This is a genomic window from Streptomyces sp. CB01881, assembly GCF_002953255.1.
Classification (GTDB): Bacteria; Actinomycetota; Actinomycetes; order Streptomycetales; family Streptomycetaceae; genus Kitasatospora.
In genome coordinates, this window is sequence record NZ_CP026498.1 from 6596117 (window position 1) to 6616210 (window position 20094).

Sequence of the window (20094 nt, forward strand, 5' to 3'; positions counted from 1 at the left end):
AAACCGATACCCATGTGGACCGACACCAGACCCGCGGCCGAGATGCCCCGGCTCTTCGAGCGGGGCGGGGACCTCATCTCCTTCGCGGGCGGCCTGCCCGACCTGGACGTCCTCCCGCTGGAGGCGATCTCCGGTCAACTCTCCCGCCTCGTCCGGCTCGGCGGGAAGCTCGCCTTCCAGTACACCACCCCGCACGTCGCCAAGGCCCTCGTCCCGGCGATCAAGGACCTGATGGCCCGTGAGGGCGCCCACGCGGAGGCCGCGAACCTCGTCCCCACCAGCGGCTCCCAGATGGGGCTGATGGCGGTGGCCCTCGGGCTCGGCGCCCCGGGCGAGACCGTCCTGGTCCAGACGCCCGCCTACCCGGGCGCCACCGCGGCCTTCCGGACCGCCGGCCTCGACCTGCACTCCGTGGCCGACGACCGGGACGGGATGGACCCCGCCGAGCTGCGGCGGACGGTCCTGCGCCTGCGCGCCGACGGCCGCACCGCGCGGCTGCTCTACTGCAACCCGACCAACCAGAACCCGACCGGCCGCACCCTCTCCGTCGAGCGCCGCAAGGAACTGCTGGCGGTCTGCCGGGAGCTGGACCTCCTGCTGATCGAGGACAACCCGTACGGACTGCTCTCCTTCGACGGCGGGACGACCACCGCGTTCCAGGCGCTCGACCCGGACCGGGTGGTGTACCTGGGCACCTTCTCCAAGATCTTCGCCCCCGGCCTGCGGTCCGGCTGGATCGCCGCCCCGGACCACGTGCTGCCGGCCCTCAGCCGCACCGCCGAGGTGATCGCCCTCTCCCCGTCCGCCCTCGCCCAGGCCGCACTGGCCGCCTTCCACACCCGGGCCGGCTGGACCGACCTGATCGACGGCTACCGCGCGAGCTACCGGGAGCGCTGCGGCCTGATGGCCGACGCCCTGGAGCAGGAGCTCGGCACCTCCGGCCCCTGGACGTGGGAGCGCCCGAACGGCGGCTTCTACATCTGGCTGCGCCACCGCGACGGCGTGGACACCGCCCGGTACGCCGCGGCGGCGGCCGAGCACGGGGTCTCCTTCGTGCCCGGCGGCCACTTCAGCGTCGACGGTGAGCACGCCGACGGCCTGCGGCTCTGCTTCAGCCACGTACCGAGGAAGAAGATCGCCGAGGGCGTCGCCCGGCTGGCCGCCGCGCTCGCCGGGCCGGCCCCGGAAGGCGGGGACCGATGACCGGCACCCTCCAGGCGGCCGGCCCCCTCGAAGCGGCCGCCACCGGCGGGACGCCCCGCGCCCTCGACTGGTCCGCCCTCGCCCCGTCCCACCGGCTGGGCACCACCGACTGGCAGGTCTGGGGGGTCGGACTGCTCCGCAACGCGGGCTTCCCGGTCTCCGGGCTGCAGCTCCTCGGCGGCGGGCACGCCCCCCGCGCGGCGGCACGGCTGGAGAACGGCGAGGACGGCCACGAGGCCTTCCTGGCCGCCTACCAGGCCGACTGCGATGCCGAGACGGCGCAGCTGGCCGGGCTCGCCCGGGACGAGAAGGTCCGCCTGGCCATCGCCTGGCAGAACCGCACCGTCTACCAGATCCTCGACTCCCTCGCCTCCGGCAGGGGCAAGGAGACCAAGCGCCGCCAGCGCGAGCGCACCCTGGCCATGTACTGGCTGCGGTACTGCGCCAAGGCCGAGACGATCGGCTTCTTCGGCCCGGGCGCGTGGATCTCCGTCGGGCGGACCGAGCGGGCCGTCGAGTTCGAGCACGGCCCGTCGCTCACCTCGGCGAGCCGCACGTCCTTCGAACGCTGGACGGTGGCCGCGCTGGCCGACTGGATGGCCGGGCAGCCCGGCGCCCGCTGGTGGTTCCCGCCGGTGCTGCGGCCCGACGTCCACCTCGACGGCGACCGGCTGGTCCTGTCGAACCGCAAGGTGCTGCGGCTGCGCGAGGACGACGTCCTGGTGCTGCGCCTGGCCGACGGCGACCGCAACGGCGAGGCCGTCGCCGACGCGCTGGTCGCCGGGCACGGGTGGGACGCGGCGACGGCGCGGGAGCGGGTGGACAAGGTCCTGAACCGGCTGCTCCGGCAGCGGGTGCTGGCCTGGGACGCCAACATCCCGGTCGACGTGCGGGCCGAGGAGGTCCTGCGCAGGCGGGTGTCGGCCGTCGGCGACCCGGAACTGTTCGTCCGGTTCGACGCGGTGCTGACCGAACTGGGCCGGCTGCGCGACGGCATCGACCGCGCGGCCACCGCCGAGGAGCTGGTGGGGGCGCTCGACGAGCTCGACGCGTTCTTCACGGCCACCACCGGGCAGGCCGCCTCCCGTGAGGAGGGCAAGGCGTACGCCGGCCGCACGCTCTGCTACCAGGACGCCCTCCGGGACTGCCGGATGGACCTGGGGCGGGACTTCCTGGACGGCATCGCCCGCCCGCTGGCCCTGGTCGCCGACGCGGCGGACTGGTTCGGCAACCGGCTGGCCGAGCTGGTCGAGGCGGAGGTCGCGGCCCTCGTCCGGGCCGCCGCACAGCGCCACGGCACGGTGAACCTGGCCGACGTCTGGCCGCAGGTGCTGGCCCTGTTCTGGGGCGAGCACAACACCCCGGTGCAGGCCGCGACCCGCGAGCTGGCGCAGAAGTGGCGCGAGGTCATCGCGCTGGACCCGCAGGCCTCCCCGGCCGAGCCGGTCCGGCTCTCGGTCTCCGGGATCGAGGACCGCGCCCGCGCCGTCTTCGCCACCGGCCCGGTCCGCTCGCCGCACCTGGCGGTGCACAGCCCGGACCTCCAGGTGGTCGCCCCGTCCGTGGAGGCGGTGAACGCCGGCGAGCACACCGTGGTCCTCGGCGAGCTGCACGCCTGCCTGGCCACCCTCGACCTGCCGTTCCTCGACTGGACCACCGACCGGGGGTCGCTGCGGGACAAGGTCAACGAGGCGATCGGCGCGCCGCGGCTGGTGCCGCTGCTGCCGGTCGGCTGGAAGCGCAACAGCGGCCGGATGGTGCCGGCGCCGATCGGCGCGGGGGACCGGCTGATCGGCTTCACCCGGGCGCCGTTCGACGAGCGCGACCGGATCGAGCCGGCGGTCTCCATCACCCTGGCCGAGGAGGGCGGCACCGTCACCGCCACCACCGCGGACGGGCGCACCTGGACCGTTCCGGAGCTGCTCGCGGTGCTGATCTCGATCATCGCCTGCGACGCCTTCAAGATCGGCCTGGACCGCAGCCACGCCCCGCGGATCACCCTCGACAACCTGGTGCTCTTCCGCGAGACCTGGCGGCTGCCGGCCGAGGGCGTCGCCCTCGCCCCGAAGGCCGACCGGCACCGCGACTACCTGGCGGTGCGCCGCTGGGTCACCGGGAACTCCCTGCCCGACCGGGCCTTCGTCAAGTTCCCCGAGGAGACCAAGCCCTCCCTGGTCGACTTCACCAGCCCGACGCTGGTGCTCTCCTTCGCCAACCTCGTCCGCCGGGCCCGGCAGCTCGACCCCGACGCCGTGGTGACCGTCAGCGAGCCGCTGCCGGCCCCCGAAGAGTCCTGGCTGCCGGACGCCGACGGCGAGCGCTACGTCAGCGAGCTTCGGCTCCAGATCAGCAGGAAGGTGCCGGAATGACCGTCCTCGTCCCCGACAACGCGGCACCGCGGGTCCGCCCGCGCCCCCCGACGAAGCCCGACATCGTGGCCACGATCGGCGGGACCCCGCTGGTCGCCCTCGACCGGCTGTTCCCGCCCACGCGCTTCCAGGTGTACGCCAAGTGCGAGCGGTTCAACCCCGGCGGGTCCATCAAGGACCGCGCCGCCAAGTCGATGATCGAGCAGGCCATCCAGACCGGCCGGCTCGTCCCCGGGGTCTCCACCGTCGTGGAGTCCTCCTCGGGCAACCTCGGCATCGCCCTCGCCCAGCTCTGCAACTTCTACCGGCTCAACCTGATCTGCGTGGTCGATCCCCGGACCACCGCGCAGAACCTCGCGATCATGCGGGCGTACGGTGCGCGGGTCGAGGTCGTCGAGCACCGCGACCCGGAGACCGGCGAGTACCTGCCGGCCCGGATCGGCCGGGTCCGGGCGCTGCTGGAGAGCGTCCCCGACGCGTGGTGGCCCAACCAGTACGCCAACGAGTACAACGCCCGGGCGCACCGCACCACGATGCGCGAGATCTGCGAGGCGATCCCGGGCGGCCCCGACTACCTCTTCCTGGCGGCCGGCACCTGCGGCACGCTGCGCGGCTGCGCCGAGTACATCCGGGACAACGGCCTGGAGACCAAGGTCGTCGCGGTGGACGCGGTCGGCAGCGTCATCTTCGGCCCGCCGGAGCCGTGGGAGAGCTCGCACAAGCGCACCATCCCCGGGCACGGGGCGGCGGTCGTCCCGCCGCTGCTGCTGCCGGGGCTCGCGGACCGGGTGGTCAAGGTGACCGACTCCGAGTGCATCCGCGGCTGCCACCAGCTGCTGGCGAAGGAGTCGATCCTGGCCGGCGGGTCCTCGGGCGCCGTCATCGCCGCCCTCCGGCAGGCCCCGGCCTGGATCGAGCCGGGCGCCACCTGCGTCGCGGTGCTGCCCGACGGCGGCGACCGCTACCTCGACACCATCTACTCCGACCAGTGGGTGGAGTCCTACCTCCGGCAGTACCTGCCGGACCACGACCACGAAAGGAGTGAGTCATGAGGATCCTCGGCCGCGACGACGTCCGTGCGGCGCTGCAGGGCCTGGACTCCACCGTCCTCGACTCGGTGCGGACCGCCTACGTCCTGCACGGCCAGGGCCAGTCGGACCTCCCGTTCTCCACCTTCCTGCGCCCGCTGGGGCGCCCGGACTCCCGGATCATCGCGCTGCCCGCCTACCTGGGCGGACCGGCCCCGGTGATGGGCCTCAAGTGGATCTCGTCCTTCCCGGAGAACCTGAACCGGGGCATGCAGCGGGCCTCCTCGCTCTGCATCCTCAACGACCTGGAGTCCGGCTACCCGGTGGCCCTGATGGAGGGCAGCCAGATCTCCTCGGTGCGGACCGCGGCCAGTGCCGCGCTCGCCAGCGCTCTGCTGAGCGGCGGCCGCCCGGTGCGCACGGTCGGGCTGATCGGCTGCGGCACCATCAACCACCGCGTCGTCTCCTACCTGACGCAGGTCCACCCGGACATCGAGACGGTGTTCCTCCAGGACGCCTTCCCGGAGCGGGCCAAGGTGTTCGCCGGGGAGCTGGCCGCGGAGTACCCGGGGATCGACTTCCAGGCCGTCGACGTGGCCCGGGCGCTGAGCGCCGAGACCGTCTCCATCGCCACCACCGACTCCAGCTACTGGCTCGACCTGGCCGACCACCCGGACCGGCCGCACGGCCAGGTGATCCTGCACCTGTCGCTGCGCGACCTGAGCGCCTCCTCGGTGCTCGCCGCCTACAACGTGGTCGACGACGCCCAGCACGCCGTCCGCGAGCAGACCTCCCTGCACCGCGCCGAACAGCAGGTCGGGCACCGGGAGTTCGTCCACGCCGAGATCGGCGCCGTGCTCGACGGGCGGACCGCCTTGAGCGACCTGGCCCGCACGGTCGTCTTCTCGCCCTTCGGCCTGGGCGTCCTGGACCTCGCGGTCGCGGAGGCCGTCCTCACCGCCGCCACCAAGGCCGGCCTGGGCACCGAGGTCGAGGGCTTCGACCCGGGCAGCCACAAGGTCACCTCGACCCTCGTGGGAGGTACGGCATGAGCGCCCCCGGACGGCTCTTCGCCGAGGGCACCAAGGCCCTGGTCACCGGCGCCTCGCGCGGCATCGGCGCGGCGATCGCGATCGCGCTGGCCGAGCACGGCTGCGACGTCGCCCTCAACTACCGCTCCAGCGCCGGGAAGGCGGAGGAGGTCGCCGAGCGGATCCGGGCCCTGGGCCGGGGCGCCCTGCTGGTCGGGGCGGACGTCTCCGACGAGGCCCAGGTGGCCGCGATGTACAAGGAGATCCGCTCCGCCTGGGGCTCGCTCGACGTCGCCGTCCTCAACTCCGGGGTGACCGCCGACGGCCACATGGCCGCGATGAGCTCCGCGAAGTGGCAGGAGGTCATCGGCACCAACCTGACCGGCGCCTTCCTCACCGCCCGCGAGGCGACCAAGCAGATGTACGCGAGCGGCGGTTCGATCGTCCTGATCGCCTCCACCAGCGGCATCGCCGGCCGGGTCGGCCAGGCCAACTACGCCGCCAGCAAGGGCGGTGTGATCTCGATGGCCAAGACCCTGGCGTACGAGACCGCCGGCCGCGGCATCCGGGTCAACGTGGTGGCCCCCGGGTTCATCGACACCGACATGGTGAAGAAGGTGCCCCCGAAGCAGCTCAAGGAGGCTGCCCAGGCGATCCCGCTCGGACGCATGGGGACGCCGGAGGAGGTGGCCCAGGCCGCCGTCTTCCTGGCCAGCCCGGCCGCGTCCTACATCACCGCCAAGGTCCTCACGGTCGACGGCGGAATGCTCTACAGCTGACCAATTGCACCACCGTGCAAGTGAACTGACCAATCGTCAATCCCGAGAAAGGGAACCCCCATGTCCGTCGCCACCTTCGAGGACGTCCGCGCCCAGGCCGAGCAGCGCCTGGAGAAGAACATGAAGATCAAGTCGATGATCATCGACCGCCTCGGCCTGGACGCCGAGCCGGAGGTCGTCTCCGACAACCAGCCGCTGTTCGGCCGCGGCCTGGAGATGGACTCGCTGGACACCCTGGAGATCGTCGTCATGATCAACAACGAGTACGACGTGCTGATCAGCGACGACGACTTCGAGGCCTTCGGCTCGATCAACGCCCTGGTCGACTTCATCGAAGCCCGCGAGGTCTGATCATGACGATCGCGCCGGAGACCGCGCCCGCGCGCCGGGCCATGGCGGTCAAGGAGCCCAAGGCTCCCAAGGAGACCTTCAGTTACTCCTCGGACGACATCAAGCGGATGCTGCCGCACCGCTGGCCGATGCTGATGATCGACCGTGCGTACGACGTCGTGCCCGGGGTGTCCGGGCGCGGGATCAAGAGCGTCTCGGTGAACGAGCCGTTCTTCGCCGGCCACTACCCGGACCACTCGATCATGCCCGGCGTGATGATCGTCGAGGCGATGGCCCAGCTGGTCGCCGTGGTCTACGTGGCCGAGCTGCTGGAGGCGGAGAACGCCGGGACCGGCGACCCGTCGGCCAGCGTCGGCTACCTCGGCTCGATCAGCTCCATGAAGTTCTCCCGGCTGGTCGTCCCCGGCGACCAGCTCCAGCTGGAGGCCAAGCTCGGCCAGAAGCTGGGCGGGCTCCGCTCGGTCTCCGTCCGGGCCACCGTCGGCACCGAACTGGCCGCCGCCGGCTCGCTGATCGTCACCACGGAACGCAAGGGCTAGACCCCGCCCCCACCCAGCGGAACCAGAAGACAAGGAGGTGTGGAATGTCCATCACGATCCGCCCGTACCAGGAGGGCGACGCGCACGACATCGCCGAGCTCTACGGCCGTCACCGCGACAACCCCAACCCGGTGGCCGGCGGGATCAGCGGCGACGAACTGGAGCGCGAGCTGGCCGAGCGGGACACCGCGACGTTCCTGGTGGCCGTCGACGACGGGCGTGTGGTGGGCACATTCGGGCTGTTCCACAGCACCGGCCGGCGGTCCGCCCGCGCCGGTGAGCTCATCGCCGACATGTTCTTCGTCGCCCCGGCCTACCGCAACGGTGTGATCACCGGGCGGCTGTTCACCGAGGCGGTCGAGTGGATGATGAAGTGCGGCTGCCTCGTACTGCGACTGACCGTCAATCCGGCCAACACCGTGGCGTTCAAGCTGTACCGCCGGGTCGGCTGCGTCTCCGTCGGCGAGACCGTGCCCGGCGAGGACGGCAACGTCGAGCTGCACAACTACATCCCGCTGATCCTGCGGAGCGTCTTCGCCGACCTCGACCCCGAGGCCGTCGCCGCCCTGGGCGGGCTGAGCAGCTTCGGCAGCGTCGCCGGCGGCCGCGACGACGAACTCCGTTCCGACGTCCGCCTGCTGGACGGCGTCCGCACGGTGGCCTACGCTCTGGCCCTCGGCGAGTACCGGATCGACGCGGTCATCGACGTGGACCGCGGCCTGATGCTCGGCGCGGAGCTCACCGCCCCCGACGGGACCACCCGGCCGCTGCGGATCGCCGAACCGCCCTACCGGGTCCGCACTGCGCGGCAGGCCGAGCCGCACCGCTTCGAGTCCGACGGCCTGGTCTGCGAGGTCGACGGCGGCGACGGGACGGTGAGCGTCCTGACGCCCGGCCACCACGGGCCGCTGTTCGTCTCCACCTGGCCCAGCTGCGAGGCGGACCGGTCGGCGGGCTGGCGCGAGGGCCAGCCGCGCGACCTCGACGTCGTCCCGGTCGAGAACGGGGTCCGGGTCGCCGAGCGGTCCGGGGAGGACGAGGTCGTCGGCACCATCACCCTCACCGACGGGGTGCTGAGCCAGGACTTCACCTTCACCACCCGGCCCGGCCGGATCTTCCAGACCATCGGGCTGCGGCAGGGCGCCTTCGCCCTGTCCGACCCGGCGGACGGCACCACCGGGCGGCACCTGCTCGGCACCGGGATCGGCGTCCGCGACGCCTCCGAGGTGGTGGCGGCCTCCCAGGTCGCCCCGGCCGGCAGCGAACTGGCCTGGAACGACGGCACGACCCGGATCGAGGTGCCGGCCGGCCGGCCGATCCGGCTGATCCACAGCGGCCTGATCGAGCGCCACCTGGAGCAGGACGCGGACGGCGTGGCCCGGCTGCGCACCGTGTTCCGCACCGACGCCGGCACCGACGCCGGCACCGGGGCCGCCGCCCGCGGCACCGCGACGGCCCGACCGGCCGCCGAGACCCGCAGGCTCCAGGTGCGGGCCGCCGCCGCGGGGGTCACCTCCTGGACCGAGGGCACCGTCAAGGTCCTGCGCAGCCCGCACCCGCGCACCCGCGCCTTCGGCTGCAACCCGCGCTGGACGGCCGGGATGTGGGTCACCCGCGAGCACAGCCGGTTCAGCCTCGCCACCGGCCTCGGCTGGGGCGTGCCGGCCGGCACGGAATGGGAGGAGAAGCACCCGCTCGGCCTGGCCGCCCCGCAGGAGCGGATCGACTGGGAGGTCACCGCGCCGGAGTCCACCGCCGAACCCGTCCGGGTCGACGTCCGGGCCCCCGGCGCCGAGGAGGAGATCGTCCTCTGGATCACCCCGAACACCCCGTCCCGCACCGGCGTGGTGCTCGACTCGGCCGGCACCCGGTGGGAGCTCGACTCCTCGGAGTTCCGGCAGGTCTGGGCCACCGCCGCCGCCGTCCGGCTCGCCGACGGCAGCTGGCTCGACGTCCGGCCGGCCCACCCGGGCGCCGGCGAGCCGGAGATCGTCCTGCGCACCACCGCCTCCGGCCTGCTCATCGGCTGCGTCTCGGCCGCCGGCCCGCACGGAGCCGAAGCCGCCTGGCAGTTGGCCGTGCACCGCGAACCCGTCATCTGATCCACCGCTCCACCCCACGCACCACCGCGCACCACCACACACCGAACCCGTGAGAGGAAACCGCCCATCATGACCACGACCGTTGCCGTGCCCCGCACCGCACAGGACGACTACACCACCGTTCGCACCGCCATCGGCGTCTACCGGATCAGCTCCCCGCTGGTGCGCGTCTCGGGCGGCGACCGCTACACCCTGCTCGACCAGTTCCTCGCCAAGTCGAGCGAGTACGTCGAGCCGGACTCCGTCCGCGAGGCCCTCGCGCTGAACGCCGACGGCACCCCGTTCGCGATCGTGCTGCACTTCGAGATCGGCGACGACTCCTGGCTGCTGCCGCGCACCCCGATCACCACCGAGGCGCTGCGCAGCTACCTCGACGAGCTGGACACCACCGGGGACGTCACCGTCGAGATCGACCCCGAGGGCTGGGGCGCCACCGCGTTCGAGGGCCCGCGGGCCTGGGCGGCGGCCGCGAAGTTCGTCGAGTTCGACGTCTCCGGCCTGACCCTGCACGGCGTCACCGAGTCCTCGGTGCCGTCCGACCCGACCGCCCTGGCCCACCTGGCCCGCGTCGGCACCACCGGCGAGTACGGCTACCTGCTCATCTCCAACGCCCCGGAGGCCGCCCACGAGGCCGCGGTCGCCGCGGTCCTGGCCGAGGGCGGCGCCGAGGTCGGCCCGGAGGGCCTGGCCCGCGTCCAGGCCGAGGCCGGCATGGCCGTCTACGCGGCCGGCTTCGCCGGTCTGCCGGTCCACGAGGCCGACCTCGCCTGGATGATCGACTGGAACCGGATCGGCGAGTTCACCGGCTCGGACGACCTGGTCAAGCCGACCACCGAGCTGGCCAGGCTGACCGCCCTGGCCGCCCCGGCCGGCACCGCGTTCGCCGCCGGCACCGAGGTGACCGCCGGCGGCCAGGGCGTCGGCACCGTCCTCTGGCAGGCCCCGTCCGCCAACCCGGACGAGGAGCTGGTCTTCGCCCTCCTGAACGCCCCGTTCTGGGTCCCCGGCCTGGAGCTGGCCGCGCAGAACGAGGACGGCGCCGAGAGCCCGCTGCGCACCGTCACCCTGCCCCGCGTCATCGCCCGCTCGCTCACCACGAGGATCTCCTGATGACCACCGAGCGCATCGCCCTCACCGGCCTGGGGCTGATCACCGGGGCCGGGGACGACGTCGAGAAGAGCTGGTCGTCCATCTCCCAGGGGATCTCGGGCATCAAGACCAACACCCTCTTCGACACCGCCGAACTGCTGACCGACTGGGCCGGCATGGTCACCAGCGAGCAGCCGGCCGACCTCGACCGCTGCTACGCGCTGGCCGCCACCGCGATCCGGGAGGCCCTGCGCACCAGCGGCCTCGACCTGGACACGGTCGACCGGGACCGGGTCGCCGTGGTGGTCGGCTCCAGCCTCGGCGCGATGCCGACGCTGGAAAGCGTCCACCGGGGCCTGGTGCTGGGCGGCGAGCTGGACGCCCCGCAGGCCGCCGCCTCCCAACTGCCCTGCGTGGGCGACTACATCGCGGCCGAGTTCGACCTCCGCGGCCCGCGCGTGGTGCTCTCCAACGCCTGCGCCGCCAGCGCGGTGGCGCTGGGCTACGCGGCGGAGCTGCTCTGGAAGGGCGACGTCGACCACGTGATCTGTGGTGGCGTCGACCCGCTGGCCGAGCTCTCGGCCTACGGGTTCAGCGCCCTGGGCGCCCTCGACCCGGAGCCCTGCGCCCCGATGTCGGCCTCCACCGGCCTGACCCTCGGCGAAGGGGCCGGCTTCATGGTCCTGGAGTCCGCGGACCGGGCCGCCGAACGCGGGGCCCGCGCCCTGGCCGAGCTCGGCGGGTACGGCCTCTCCTGCGACGGCTACCACCAGACCGCGCCGGACCCGAGCGGCAAGGGCGCCGCCGCCGCCATGGCGCAGGCCCTGGAGACGGCCGGCCTCGGCCCCGAGGACGTCGACTACGTCAACCTGCACGGCACCGGGACGCCCGCCAACGACGTCTCCGAGCCCAAGGCGGTCAAGCTGCTGTTCGGCTCCGAACTGCCGCCGGCCAGCTCCACCAAGTCGATGCTCGGCCACACCCTCGGCGCCGCCGGGGCGGTCGAGGCGATCGTCAGCACGATGGCGATCGACCGCGGCGTCGTCCCGCCGACCGTCAACACCCGGGGCGTGCCCTCCCCGTTCGGGCTGGACATCGTCCCCGACACCGGCCGCCCGGCGGCGCTGGAGGTCGTCGCCTCCAACTCCTTCGCCTTCGGCGGCAACAACGCCACCGTGGTCCTGAACAAGCCCGGCCGCCAGACCAGGTCGCCGCGCCGGACCGCCCCGGTGCACGGGGTCGTGGTGACCGGGGTCGCCGGCCTGGCCGGTACGGCCGGCTCCACCGCCGAGCTCACCGCCGCCCTGGCGGAGGGCCGGGCGAGCTTCGCCGGCCTCCAGCACGTCGAGGGCGTCGGCGAGCGGCCGATCGGCCGGGTGGACGTCAAGGCCGTCTCGCGCAAGCTCAACCCGAGCAAGGCCCGCCGGATGGACCCGCTGGGCCTGCTCGCCGCCGGCGCCGTCGCCGACCTGTACGAGCGGCACGGCAAGCCCTCGCGGGCCGAGGCCGAGGGCACCGGCATCGTCTTCGCCACCGGCTACGGCCCGGTGACCTCGGTGCTCCAGTTCCACCGGGGCGTGCTGGAGCAGGGCATCACCGGGGCCAACCCGGCGATGTTCGCCAACACCGTGGTGAACGCGGCGGCCGGCCACGTCGCGATGCTGCACCGCTACCGCGGCTACACCGCCACCATCGCCAACGGCGGCACCAGCTCGGTCCTGGCCCTCCAGCTCGCGGCCCGGGTCATCGCCCGCGGCGCCGCGGACCGGATCATGGTCGTGGTCGCCGACGAGTTCCCCGAGCAGGCCCTGGCCACCCAGGCCCGGCTGCCCGGGTACGCGCGGACCGCCGAGATCGTCCCCGGCGGCCGCACCGGGACGGTGCTCAGCGAGGGCGCCGCCGCGATCCTGCTGGAGAGCGAGGCCTCGGCCGCCGGCCGCGGCGCGGACGTCCTCGCCTCGGTGAAGGGCTTCGGCGCCTCCGGCGAGTCGGTGGGCATCGGCCGGCTCGGCCGGGACGGCGAGGCCTGGGCCCGCGCCCTGCGCGCCGCGATGGCCGAGGCCGGGTCCTCGCCCGAGGAGATCGACACCGTGGTGTCGGCCGCCTCCGGCTACAGCCTGGTCGACCTCGCGCAGTCCCGGGCCCTGGGCCTGGCCGGGCTGGCCGACCGCCCCACCGTGGCGCCGAAGGCGCTGCTCGGGGAGACCTACGGCAGCGCCGGTGCGCTCGGCCTGGTGGCCGCGCTCGGCGGCGGGGAGCCGCAGGGACGGCTGCTGCTGTCCAGCTTCGCCTACGGCGGCAGCTACGCCGCGGCAGTGTTCGACGCGAGGTCCTGATGGACACGGCGCCGATGGACGCAGCGTCGGGGGAGGGCCGGGCGGACGGGGCGGTGATCGACTGCCTCGTCACCCGCCACCCCCACCTGCCGCGGGACCGGATGGGCCACCGCCTGAACGACGCCGGCCGCTGGCTGATCACCGGGGCGGTCGCCCGCCTGTACGGGCTCGCCGTCACCGGGCGGGACCTCGCACGGGACGAGCACCGGCGCTGGAGCCTTCCGGCGTACGGCCTGACCGCCTCGGTGGCGCACTGCGCCGAGTACAGCACCGTCGCCCTCTCCACCGGCCCGCAGGTGGGGGTGGACCTCCAGGACCACCGGGACCGCCCGTACGCCATGCAGTGGCTCGGCGACCTGCTCGGCAGACCGGCCGGGGAACCGGCCACGATGCGGGACTTCGCCGAGTGCGAGGCGCTGATCAAGGCCTCGCACATCCGCAAGGAGACCTTCGCCGGGGTCCGGCTGCCGGCCTGGCAGCCGGGCTGGCGCCCGACCAACACCGGGTACCTCGTCCGGTCGGCCGGCCTCGGCCGGGGCCTGCACCTGGCCCTCGCCACCGATGCGGCCGCCCCGGTGCGGTGGTGGTGGCAGGACCGCCCCGCCGCGCCCGCCACCCGCACCGACGCCCTGACCTTGGAGCCAGCAGCATGACCGCCACAGCGACGACGACCGCGACGGCCGCCCGCCCGGCCGCCCGCCCGTACACCCGCCGGATCTCGCAGATCGAGCGCGGCTACCTGAACGCCGCGGCGACCGGGACGCCCCAGCTGATCCAGATGGTGATCGAGGGCGAGGGACGGATCGACCCGCAGGAGCTCCGGGAGGCGGTCCGGGCGGCCACCCTCGCCGGCCCCGGCCTCGCGGTCCGGCGGCGGGGGGCGTCCTGGCGCGCCGACGACACCGCCCCGCCGGTCGTCGAACTGCCCGCCCCGACCGGGTTCGACCACCCGTTCTTCCACCGCGACCTGGACGTCGTGGCCGGTCCGGTCTGCGAGGTCGGCCTCGCCGACGGGCCGGTGACCCGGCTGGTCGTGCGGGCCAGTCACATCGTCACGGACGGCCGGGGGCTGCGGCACTGGATCGAGGACGTGTTCCGGGTGCTGCGCGGCGAGGAGCCGCTCGGTGCCGCCGCCACCGTCGACGACACCCACTTCCGGACCGCGGCCGGCACCGTGCGCCCCGCACCGGCCCCCGCCCGGGTCGAGGGCTTCCCCGCGATCCTCGGCAACGGCCCGGCCGACGGCACCCCGCTCTGGCTCCGGCGGAGCGTGCGGGCCTGCCCGTCCGCCGTCACCGCCCGGGTGGCCGCCGCCGTCTCCCGCCGGCTGGCCACCGACACCGGCCGGCTGATCGTCCCGGTGGACCTCCGCCGGCACGACCGCTCGGTGCGCTCCACCGCCAACCTGACCTCCCAGCTGGTCCTCGACCTCCACCGGGACGACAGCTGGAACCGGGTGCACAGCCAGCTCCTCGCCGCGATGCTGCGCAAGCGCGAAGTGGCCGTGCTGGACCGGGACTTCCTGCGCAGCAACCCGTTCGCCAACTCGCTGCGCGAGGCCCAGGAGCTGGACGGCAACACGTTCCCCTGCACGGCGATCCTGACCGACCACGGCCGGATCGACACCGGGCTCTACCGCACCGACCGGTTCCGGCCCACCGAGTACTTCACGCTGCCGATGCTCGTGCCCTACGCCGAGATGTTCCTCAGCACCTGCCAGATCGACGACCGGACCGAAGTGACCCTCTCCTGCCGGAACCGCCCCGGCGCGCGCGAGGCGGCCGAGGCGGTCCTCGACGAGGTCCAGCGCGGCCTCGCCGACGCGGACTGACGTGGCTCAACCACCCTGCTGACGATGAAGGACGTTCGAAGATGCCGACGACCAAGCTGAGCACCAAGGAAGCCCCGAGCCCTCCCGGACCGGTGGAACTCCCGGCGGACCCCGCCCCGGTGAAGGAGCCGGCCGCCCAGGCCGAGGCCGTCTCCGAGCCCGCCGCGCGGAAGGCCCCCGCCCAGCGGACCACCGCCCGCAAGGCCGCCGCCAAGAGGAGCCGGAAGCCCGCCACCGCGAAGACCGGCGCCGAGAAGGCCGCCACCGGGAAGCCCACGCCCGCGAAGGCCGCCGCCGAGGAGCCCGCCACCGGGAAGACCTCCGCAACGGCCCCCGAAGCAGCCACCGAAACCACCCCTGACGCCACGTCGGAGACCGCGCCGGAGACCGGGCCCGGACCCGAACCCAAGGCCGAACCCAAGACCGAGGTCGCCCCCGACTCCTCCGGGCCCTCCGCCTCCGCCCTCCTGACCATGGCCGCGGCCATCACCGGCGGCTTCCTCGCCCTGCTCGACACCACCATCGTGAACGTGTCCATCGAGGACACCACCGCCCGGTTCGGCGGCATCAACCAGGTGCAGTGGGTGGTCACCGCCTACCTGATCGCCCTCGCCGCCGTCATGCCGGCCACCGGCTGGCTGGCCACCCGCTTCGGCGCCAAGCGCGTGTTCGCCACCGCGACCGCCCTCTTCGCCCTGGGATCGGCCGGCTGTGCGGCCAGCCAGACGCTCCCCGAGCTGATCGCCGCCCGCGGCCTCTCCGGCGCGGCCGCCGGCGTGCTCACGCCCGTGTCGACCATCCTGCTCACCCGCGGCGTCCCGCGCGAACACCTGGGCCGCGTCCAGGCGTTGAACGGCAGCGTGATGCTGATCAGTCCGCTGCTGGGGCCGACCATCGGCGGCCTGCTGGTCGCGGCCGGCGGCTGGTCCGCCGTCTACCTGATCAACATCCCGCTCTGCATCGCCCTGTTCGCGGTCACCCTGCGCTGGGTGCGCAAGGACGCCCCGGACGGCCCGGGCGCCCGGCCGCTGGACGTGGTGGGCCTGCTCTCCTCGGCGACCTGCACGGTCTGCACGGTGCTGGCCATCCACGAGTTCGCCGACAAGGGCGTGACCGCCTCCCCCGTCCTGCTGGCCCCGCTGGCCCTGGCCGTGGTGAGCGGCACGGTGTTCGTCGTCCGCCAGCTGCGCGCCCGGTTCCCGCTGCTCGATCTGCGCCTGTTCCGCAACCGCGTCTACGCGACCGCCGTGATCAACGTGTTCTGCCTGGGCTTCGTGCTCTACTCGCCGATGATGCTCATCCCGCTGTACTTCGAGAGTGCGCGCGGCGAGAGCTCCGTGACGACCGGCCTGCTGATGTCCACCGGCGGACTCGGCGTGGTGACCGCCGCCTGGCTGTCCCGCGTCCTGCTCAGGAAGCTGGGCGGCGGCGCCACCGTCGTCATCGGCATCACGCTCACGATGCTCGCCACCGCCCCGCTGACCACGCTCACCTCGGACACGTCCTACCTGCTGATCTGCGCCAGCCTGGTGGTCCGCGGCCTCGGCACCGGGCTGACCATCGTGCCGACGATGACCCGGGCGTTCCAGTCGATCCGTCAGGAGTCCATTCCGGACGCCTCCTCTCAGCTCAACCTGACCCAGCGGATCGGCGGCGCGCTGGCCATCGCGGTGGTCACGGTGGTCCTCACCCAGGCCGCCGAGGAGCGGCACGGACTGGTGCCGGCCGCCTTCGCGCACTCCTTCGGCTGGCTGTTGGGCGTCTACGCGCTCACGCTGGTCCCCGCCCTGGCGCTGCTCGCGGCGGACCGCCGGGAGGCGCGCCTGAGCGGGGCGAACGCCTGACGCCTGCTGCCCGAAGACGTCATCGGGACGTCCGGAGTCAGCGAGTGGCGGGGAGCCAGCCGTCCTGTACGGCGTGCACCCCGGCCTCGAACCGGCTCCGGGCGTCCAGGCGTTCCATCAGGTTGGCGGCGAACCGCCGGGCGGTCCGTGGCGAGACGCCCATCCGCTTGGCGATCGCCTCGTCGGTGTAGCCCTGGGCGAGCATCTTGAGGACGGCGTGCTCCTGCGGCGGCATCCCGTTGGCGTCGCACTTGGGGGTGTCCCCCACCGGGATGGCCATGGTCCACACGCTCTCGAACAGCGCGCACAGGGCGGCGACCGTCCCGGCGCCGCGCAGCACCACCGCACCGGCCCGGGTGTTGTCGGTGTCGATCGGCAGCACCGCCTGGCGCTGGTCGAAGATGATCATCCTGATCGGCAGGTCAGGCACGGTACGCACCTGCCCGCCGTGGGAGTTGAGCCAGGTCACGTGGTCGAGCGTGGGCCGGTGGTTGCGGACGCTGTCCAGGTAGACCGTCCGCATCTGCACCCCGCGTTCGAGTAAGGCGGAGTTGGGCTGCCGGCTGGCCCGGAGGTCCTCCTCCGTGTGCGCGCCGCCCGGCGCGAAGGTGGCGACCTCCTGCCGGGCCGATCCGGCCAGCTCCGCCAGCCGTTCGCGGATCGCCTCCGGCCCGACCAACTGCTCGGACGCCTCGTCGGTGGCGGCCGGGCGCAGCGCCGAACACTCGGCGATCAACTGGGCCGCGGCGGCACGGGACGCCTCGACCCGCATCTGCTGGGCCGCCAACTCCGCCTGCTGCCTGGCCAGCAGGACCTCCATCGCGGTTTCCGGGCCGACCGCCCGGAAACCTATCCCCTCCCGGGCCGAGGGCTGGATCAGCGCGAGTTCACTGAGCCGGTCCAGGCCGGTGCGAACCCGCTCCTCGGTCATCCCCAGTCCGACTGCGAGCGCCGCGACACCACCCCGGGGATTGCTGAGCATTCCCCGGTAAATGGCCTCCGCCTCGGCGTCCAGTCCCAAGACATCCAGCATTGATGCGAACCCCCTCGATCAGCGCCAGCGATTCATCTGGGGGGGAGCTTACTGACCTTGAGTAGCCGTGTGCTGACTCCGGCGTTCCCGGAAGATGTCGGCCTCGTGGGCCGGACGGACGGCGGGCCGAACACGGAGGTGGAGGGCGGTGCACGCGCGACGGGTACGGACGGCCGGCACCCCGGCCGGCTCCGCCGACGGCCGGCAATCCCCCCCTGCTAGACCGCGTCCAGCAGGGCCGGCCGCCCCACCGGGAGTACTTCCGGGGCGAATTCGGCGACCGCCCCCTCGACGAGCAACTCGCGGGTGCAGTCCCGGACCAGACGGTGGAACGAGAAGAGGGCCGGCGCCTCCTGCCGGATGAGGTTGTTCTCCAGGAGCACGTCGACGTGACACTCGACCTCGTCGGCCGTCAGACCGGTGATGGCCGCCGCCCGGTCGAGGTCGAAGGAGGCGGCCGGGTGCAGACTGACCAACCGGCTGAAGCGCTGCTGGGCGCCGTCGAGGTGCTGGTAGGACGCCCGCAGCAGGGACATCACGTCGCGGTCGGCGGTCTGCAGGCAGCGGGCGCGGCGCGCCGAGCTCGCCAGCCGGTCCACCAGGTCGGCGACGGCCCAGGCCGGACGGTCGCGCAGGCGGGTCGCGGCGATCCGGACGGCCAGCGGCAGGTGGCCGCAGAGCTCGACCGCCTCCGCCACCCGGGCCGGTTCGCGGGCCACCCGGTGCTCGCCGGCGATCCGGCCGAACAGCGTCACCGCGTCCTCGGGCGGCAGGACGTCGAGGGGGAGGGTCAGCGCGCCGTCGAGCGCGGTGAGCTTGCGCCGGCTGGTCACCAGCACCAGCGAGCCGCCGGTGCCCGGGAGCAGCGGCCTGACCTGGGCGGTGTCGGCCGCGTCGTCGAGGACGACCAGGCAGCGGCGGCCGGCCAGCCGGGAGCGCCAGAGGTCGCTGCGCTCCTCCAGGCCGTTCGGGATCTCGTCCGGGCCGAGGCCGTCGGCGCGGAGCAGCGTGGCGAGCGCCTGCTCGGGCGGCAGCGGCCGCCGGGTCGCGCTGAAGCCGTGCAGCCCGACGAAGTACTGCCCGTCCGGGTACTGCGGGGTGACCCGGTGCGCGACGTGCACCGCCAGGGTCGTCTTGCCGACCCCGCCCATGCCGTCGATCGCGAGCATCAGGGGTGTTCCGGCGGGGCCGAGGCCGACCGCGCCCAGCAGGGTGTCCTGTTCGGCGGCGCGGCCGGTGAAGTCCGTGAGGTCGTGCGGGAGGCAGTTCCGGTGGTTGCGCGGCGCCGGCGGCGCGGCCTCGGCGGGAGCCGGGCGGCCGTCGGGTCCGGGCGAGGGGGCCGCCGCGGCGCGGTCGATCGTGCTTCCGGGGCCTGCCGGTCCGTGGACGCCGGGGGCGTCGGCGAGGATCTCCGAGTGGAGCGCGCGTAGTTGGGGGCTCGGTTCGAGGCCGAGTTCCTCCGCCAGGAACCGCCGGCCCTCGTCGTAGACGGCGAGCGCGTCGGCCTGCCGGCCGCTGCGGTAGAGCGCGATCATCAGGCTGCCGCGCAGCGAGTCCCGGAGCGGGTACTCCGCCAGGAGCGCGTGCAACTCGCCGACCAGGGAGCTGGATTCACCGACGTGCAGGCGCAGCGCCATGAGGTCCTCGACGGCGGTCAGCCGCTGCTCGTTGAGCTTCACCGCGGCGCCGGTGACGGCGGGGCAGTGGATGCCGGCGAAGGCGTCGCCCCGCCAGAGGTCGACGGCGGACTGGAGCAGTCGGATCGTCTCGGCCGGCCGGCCCTCGCGCTCCGCCGCCCTGGCCTCGCGGACCCGGCTGGTGAAGCGGTGCGCGTCGACGGCGTCCTCGGGGACGACGAGCCGGTATCCGACGTCCACGGTGACCAGCCGGCACTCGCTGGAGGAGGACAGGACGCGGCGCAGGTCGCGGATCGCGTTGTGCACCTGCGGCCGGGCCGACAGCGGCGGGTCCTCCCAGAGCTCGTCGACCAGCACGTCCATCGGAACGACCCGGTTGGCGTTGAGGAGGAGCAGTGCCAGAAGCCGCTGCTGCCGCATGCCCCGGACGTCCACCAGTTCGCCCGCCTGGCGCGTCTCCAGCGCACCCAGGACCAGGAATTCCATCATCTTCGCCCCCGTTTTGCTTCGCCCGAATGCAGCGCCCTCTCCCGGGAGCTGTCGGTCATCTTCGTGACATCCGGCCGGTGTTCGTCATTGCCGGGACCTTCAGCCCCAGGTGACGTCGTCGTCGCGGTCGTTGTTCGTGGTGATCTGGACGGCGGCGATCTCGTGCGAGGCGTTCTTGGAGAAGTCCGCGGAAGCCGCCTGCGCGGTGACCGCGCCGAAAGCGACGAGCGCGAGGGCGACGAACTTGGAGACACGGGTGGCCAGCATGGATTTCTCCTCAATTGGTTTTCCGCATTCTTCCCGGGTGGGATTTCCCGGGGCCTTCGCCGGCGCTCGCTCCCTGCCGACATCTCTACTGTGCTGGACGGCCGGGCCGGTGGGAACAGGCGTCGCCTGGACGGAACATGCACTGTCCTAAGCCGTCCACCCCGGC

The 20094-nt window shown here is 73.5% G+C and carries 16 protein-coding genes; 13 read left to right on the forward strand and 3 right to left on the reverse strand.

From position 1 onward, the window contains the following. Positions 1-12 precede the first annotated feature (12 nt). From C2142_RS18625 to C2142_RS18685, 13 genes are all read left to right on the forward strand, one after another. A complete protein-coding gene (locus tag C2142_RS18625) occupies positions 13-1203 on the forward strand; it encodes a PLP-dependent aminotransferase family protein (RefSeq protein WP_148643699.1) in 1191 nt (396 codons plus the stop codon). Beyond that, on the forward strand, positions 1200-3572 hold the full coding sequence (locus C2142_RS18630; protein ID WP_148643700.1) for a lantibiotic dehydratase: 2373 nt from the start codon (positions 1200-1202) through the stop codon (positions 3570-3572). Before C2142_RS18625 ends, C2142_RS18630 begins: the two co-directional genes overlap by 4 nt. Then, complete coding sequence (gene sbnA, locus C2142_RS18635) at positions 3569-4624, forward strand: 2,3-diaminopropionate biosynthesis protein SbnA (protein ID WP_148643701.1); 1056 nt, start codon at positions 3569-3571, stop codon at positions 4622-4624. The genes C2142_RS18630 and sbnA overlap by 4 nt, the downstream gene beginning before the upstream one ends. Beyond that, positions 4621-5652 carry a 2,3-diaminopropionate biosynthesis protein SbnB gene (gene sbnB / locus C2142_RS18640; RefSeq protein WP_148643702.1) on the forward strand — a complete coding sequence of 344 codons (1032 nt, stop codon included), beginning with the start codon at positions 4621-4623 and terminating at the stop codon, positions 5650-5652. The genes sbnA and sbnB overlap by 4 nt, the downstream gene beginning before the upstream one ends. Next, a complete protein-coding gene (fabG, locus tag C2142_RS18645; RefSeq protein WP_148643703.1) occupies positions 5649-6410 on the forward strand; it encodes a 3-oxoacyl-ACP reductase FabG in 762 nt (253 codons plus the stop codon). Before sbnB ends, fabG begins: the two co-directional genes overlap by 4 nt. A 60-nt stretch (positions 6411-6470) precedes the next feature. Next, positions 6471-6761 carry an acyl carrier protein gene (locus C2142_RS18650; protein WP_148643704.1) on the forward strand — a complete coding sequence of 97 codons (291 nt, stop codon included), beginning with the start codon at positions 6471-6473 and terminating at the stop codon, positions 6759-6761. 2 nt (positions 6762-6763) lie between these two features. Continuing rightward, positions 6764-7300 carry a 3-hydroxyacyl-ACP dehydratase FabZ gene (gene fabZ / locus C2142_RS18655; RefSeq protein WP_241002653.1) on the forward strand — a complete coding sequence of 179 codons (537 nt, stop codon included), beginning with the start codon at positions 6764-6766 and terminating at the stop codon, positions 7298-7300. A 44-nt stretch (positions 7301-7344) separates the two neighbouring features. After that, complete coding sequence (locus C2142_RS18660) at positions 7345-9402, forward strand: GNAT family N-acetyltransferase (RefSeq protein ID WP_148643705.1); 2058 nt, start codon at positions 7345-7347, stop codon at positions 9400-9402. A gap of 69 nt (positions 9403-9471) precedes the next feature. Beyond that, on the forward strand, positions 9472-10512 hold the full coding sequence (locus C2142_RS18665; protein ID WP_148643706.1) for an aminomethyl transferase family protein: 1041 nt from the start codon (positions 9472-9474) through the stop codon (positions 10510-10512). Then, positions 10512-12827 (forward strand): beta-ketoacyl-[acyl-carrier-protein] synthase family protein, encoded by a 2316-nt coding sequence (locus C2142_RS18670; protein ID WP_148643707.1) that lies wholly within the window; start codon positions 10512-10514, stop codon positions 12825-12827. The genes C2142_RS18665 and C2142_RS18670 overlap by 1 nt, the downstream gene beginning before the upstream one ends. 14 nt (positions 12828-12841) lie before the next feature. Further along, complete coding sequence (locus tag C2142_RS18675; protein ID WP_194235789.1) at positions 12842-13480, forward strand: hypothetical protein; 639 nt, start codon at positions 12842-12844, stop codon at positions 13478-13480. Further along, positions 13477-14658 carry a hypothetical protein gene (locus tag C2142_RS18680; protein ID WP_148643708.1) on the forward strand — a complete coding sequence of 394 codons (1182 nt, stop codon included), beginning with the start codon at positions 13477-13479 and terminating at the stop codon, positions 14656-14658. Before C2142_RS18675 ends, C2142_RS18680 begins: the two co-directional genes overlap by 4 nt. Before the next feature lie 41 nt (positions 14659-14699). After that, positions 14700-16502 (forward strand): DHA2 family efflux MFS transporter permease subunit, encoded by a 1803-nt coding sequence (locus tag C2142_RS18685; RefSeq protein ID WP_148643709.1) that lies wholly within the window; start codon positions 14700-14702, stop codon positions 16500-16502. Positions 16503-16539: 37 nt separating this feature from the next. On the opposite strand, the gene C2142_RS18690 is transcribed toward C2142_RS18685, so the two are convergent. From C2142_RS18690 to C2142_RS18700, 3 genes are all read right to left on the reverse strand, one after another. Continuing rightward, positions 16540-17535: a LuxR C-terminal-related transcriptional regulator gene (locus tag C2142_RS18690; protein ID WP_148643710.1), complete on the reverse strand. Its 996-nt coding sequence runs from the start codon at positions 17533-17535 to the stop codon at positions 16540-16542. Between the two features lie 218 nt (positions 17536-17753). After that, positions 17754-19661, reverse strand: coding sequence for a BTAD domain-containing putative transcriptional regulator (locus tag C2142_RS18695; RefSeq protein WP_241002654.1), 1908 nt, complete (start codon positions 19659-19661; stop codon positions 17754-17756). 99 nt (positions 19662-19760) lie between these two features. Further along, entirely contained in the window at positions 19761-19928 is a 168-nt protein-coding gene (locus C2142_RS18700) for a hypothetical protein (RefSeq protein WP_153882794.1), read from the reverse strand. Between the last annotated feature and the right edge of the window lie 166 nt (positions 19929-20094).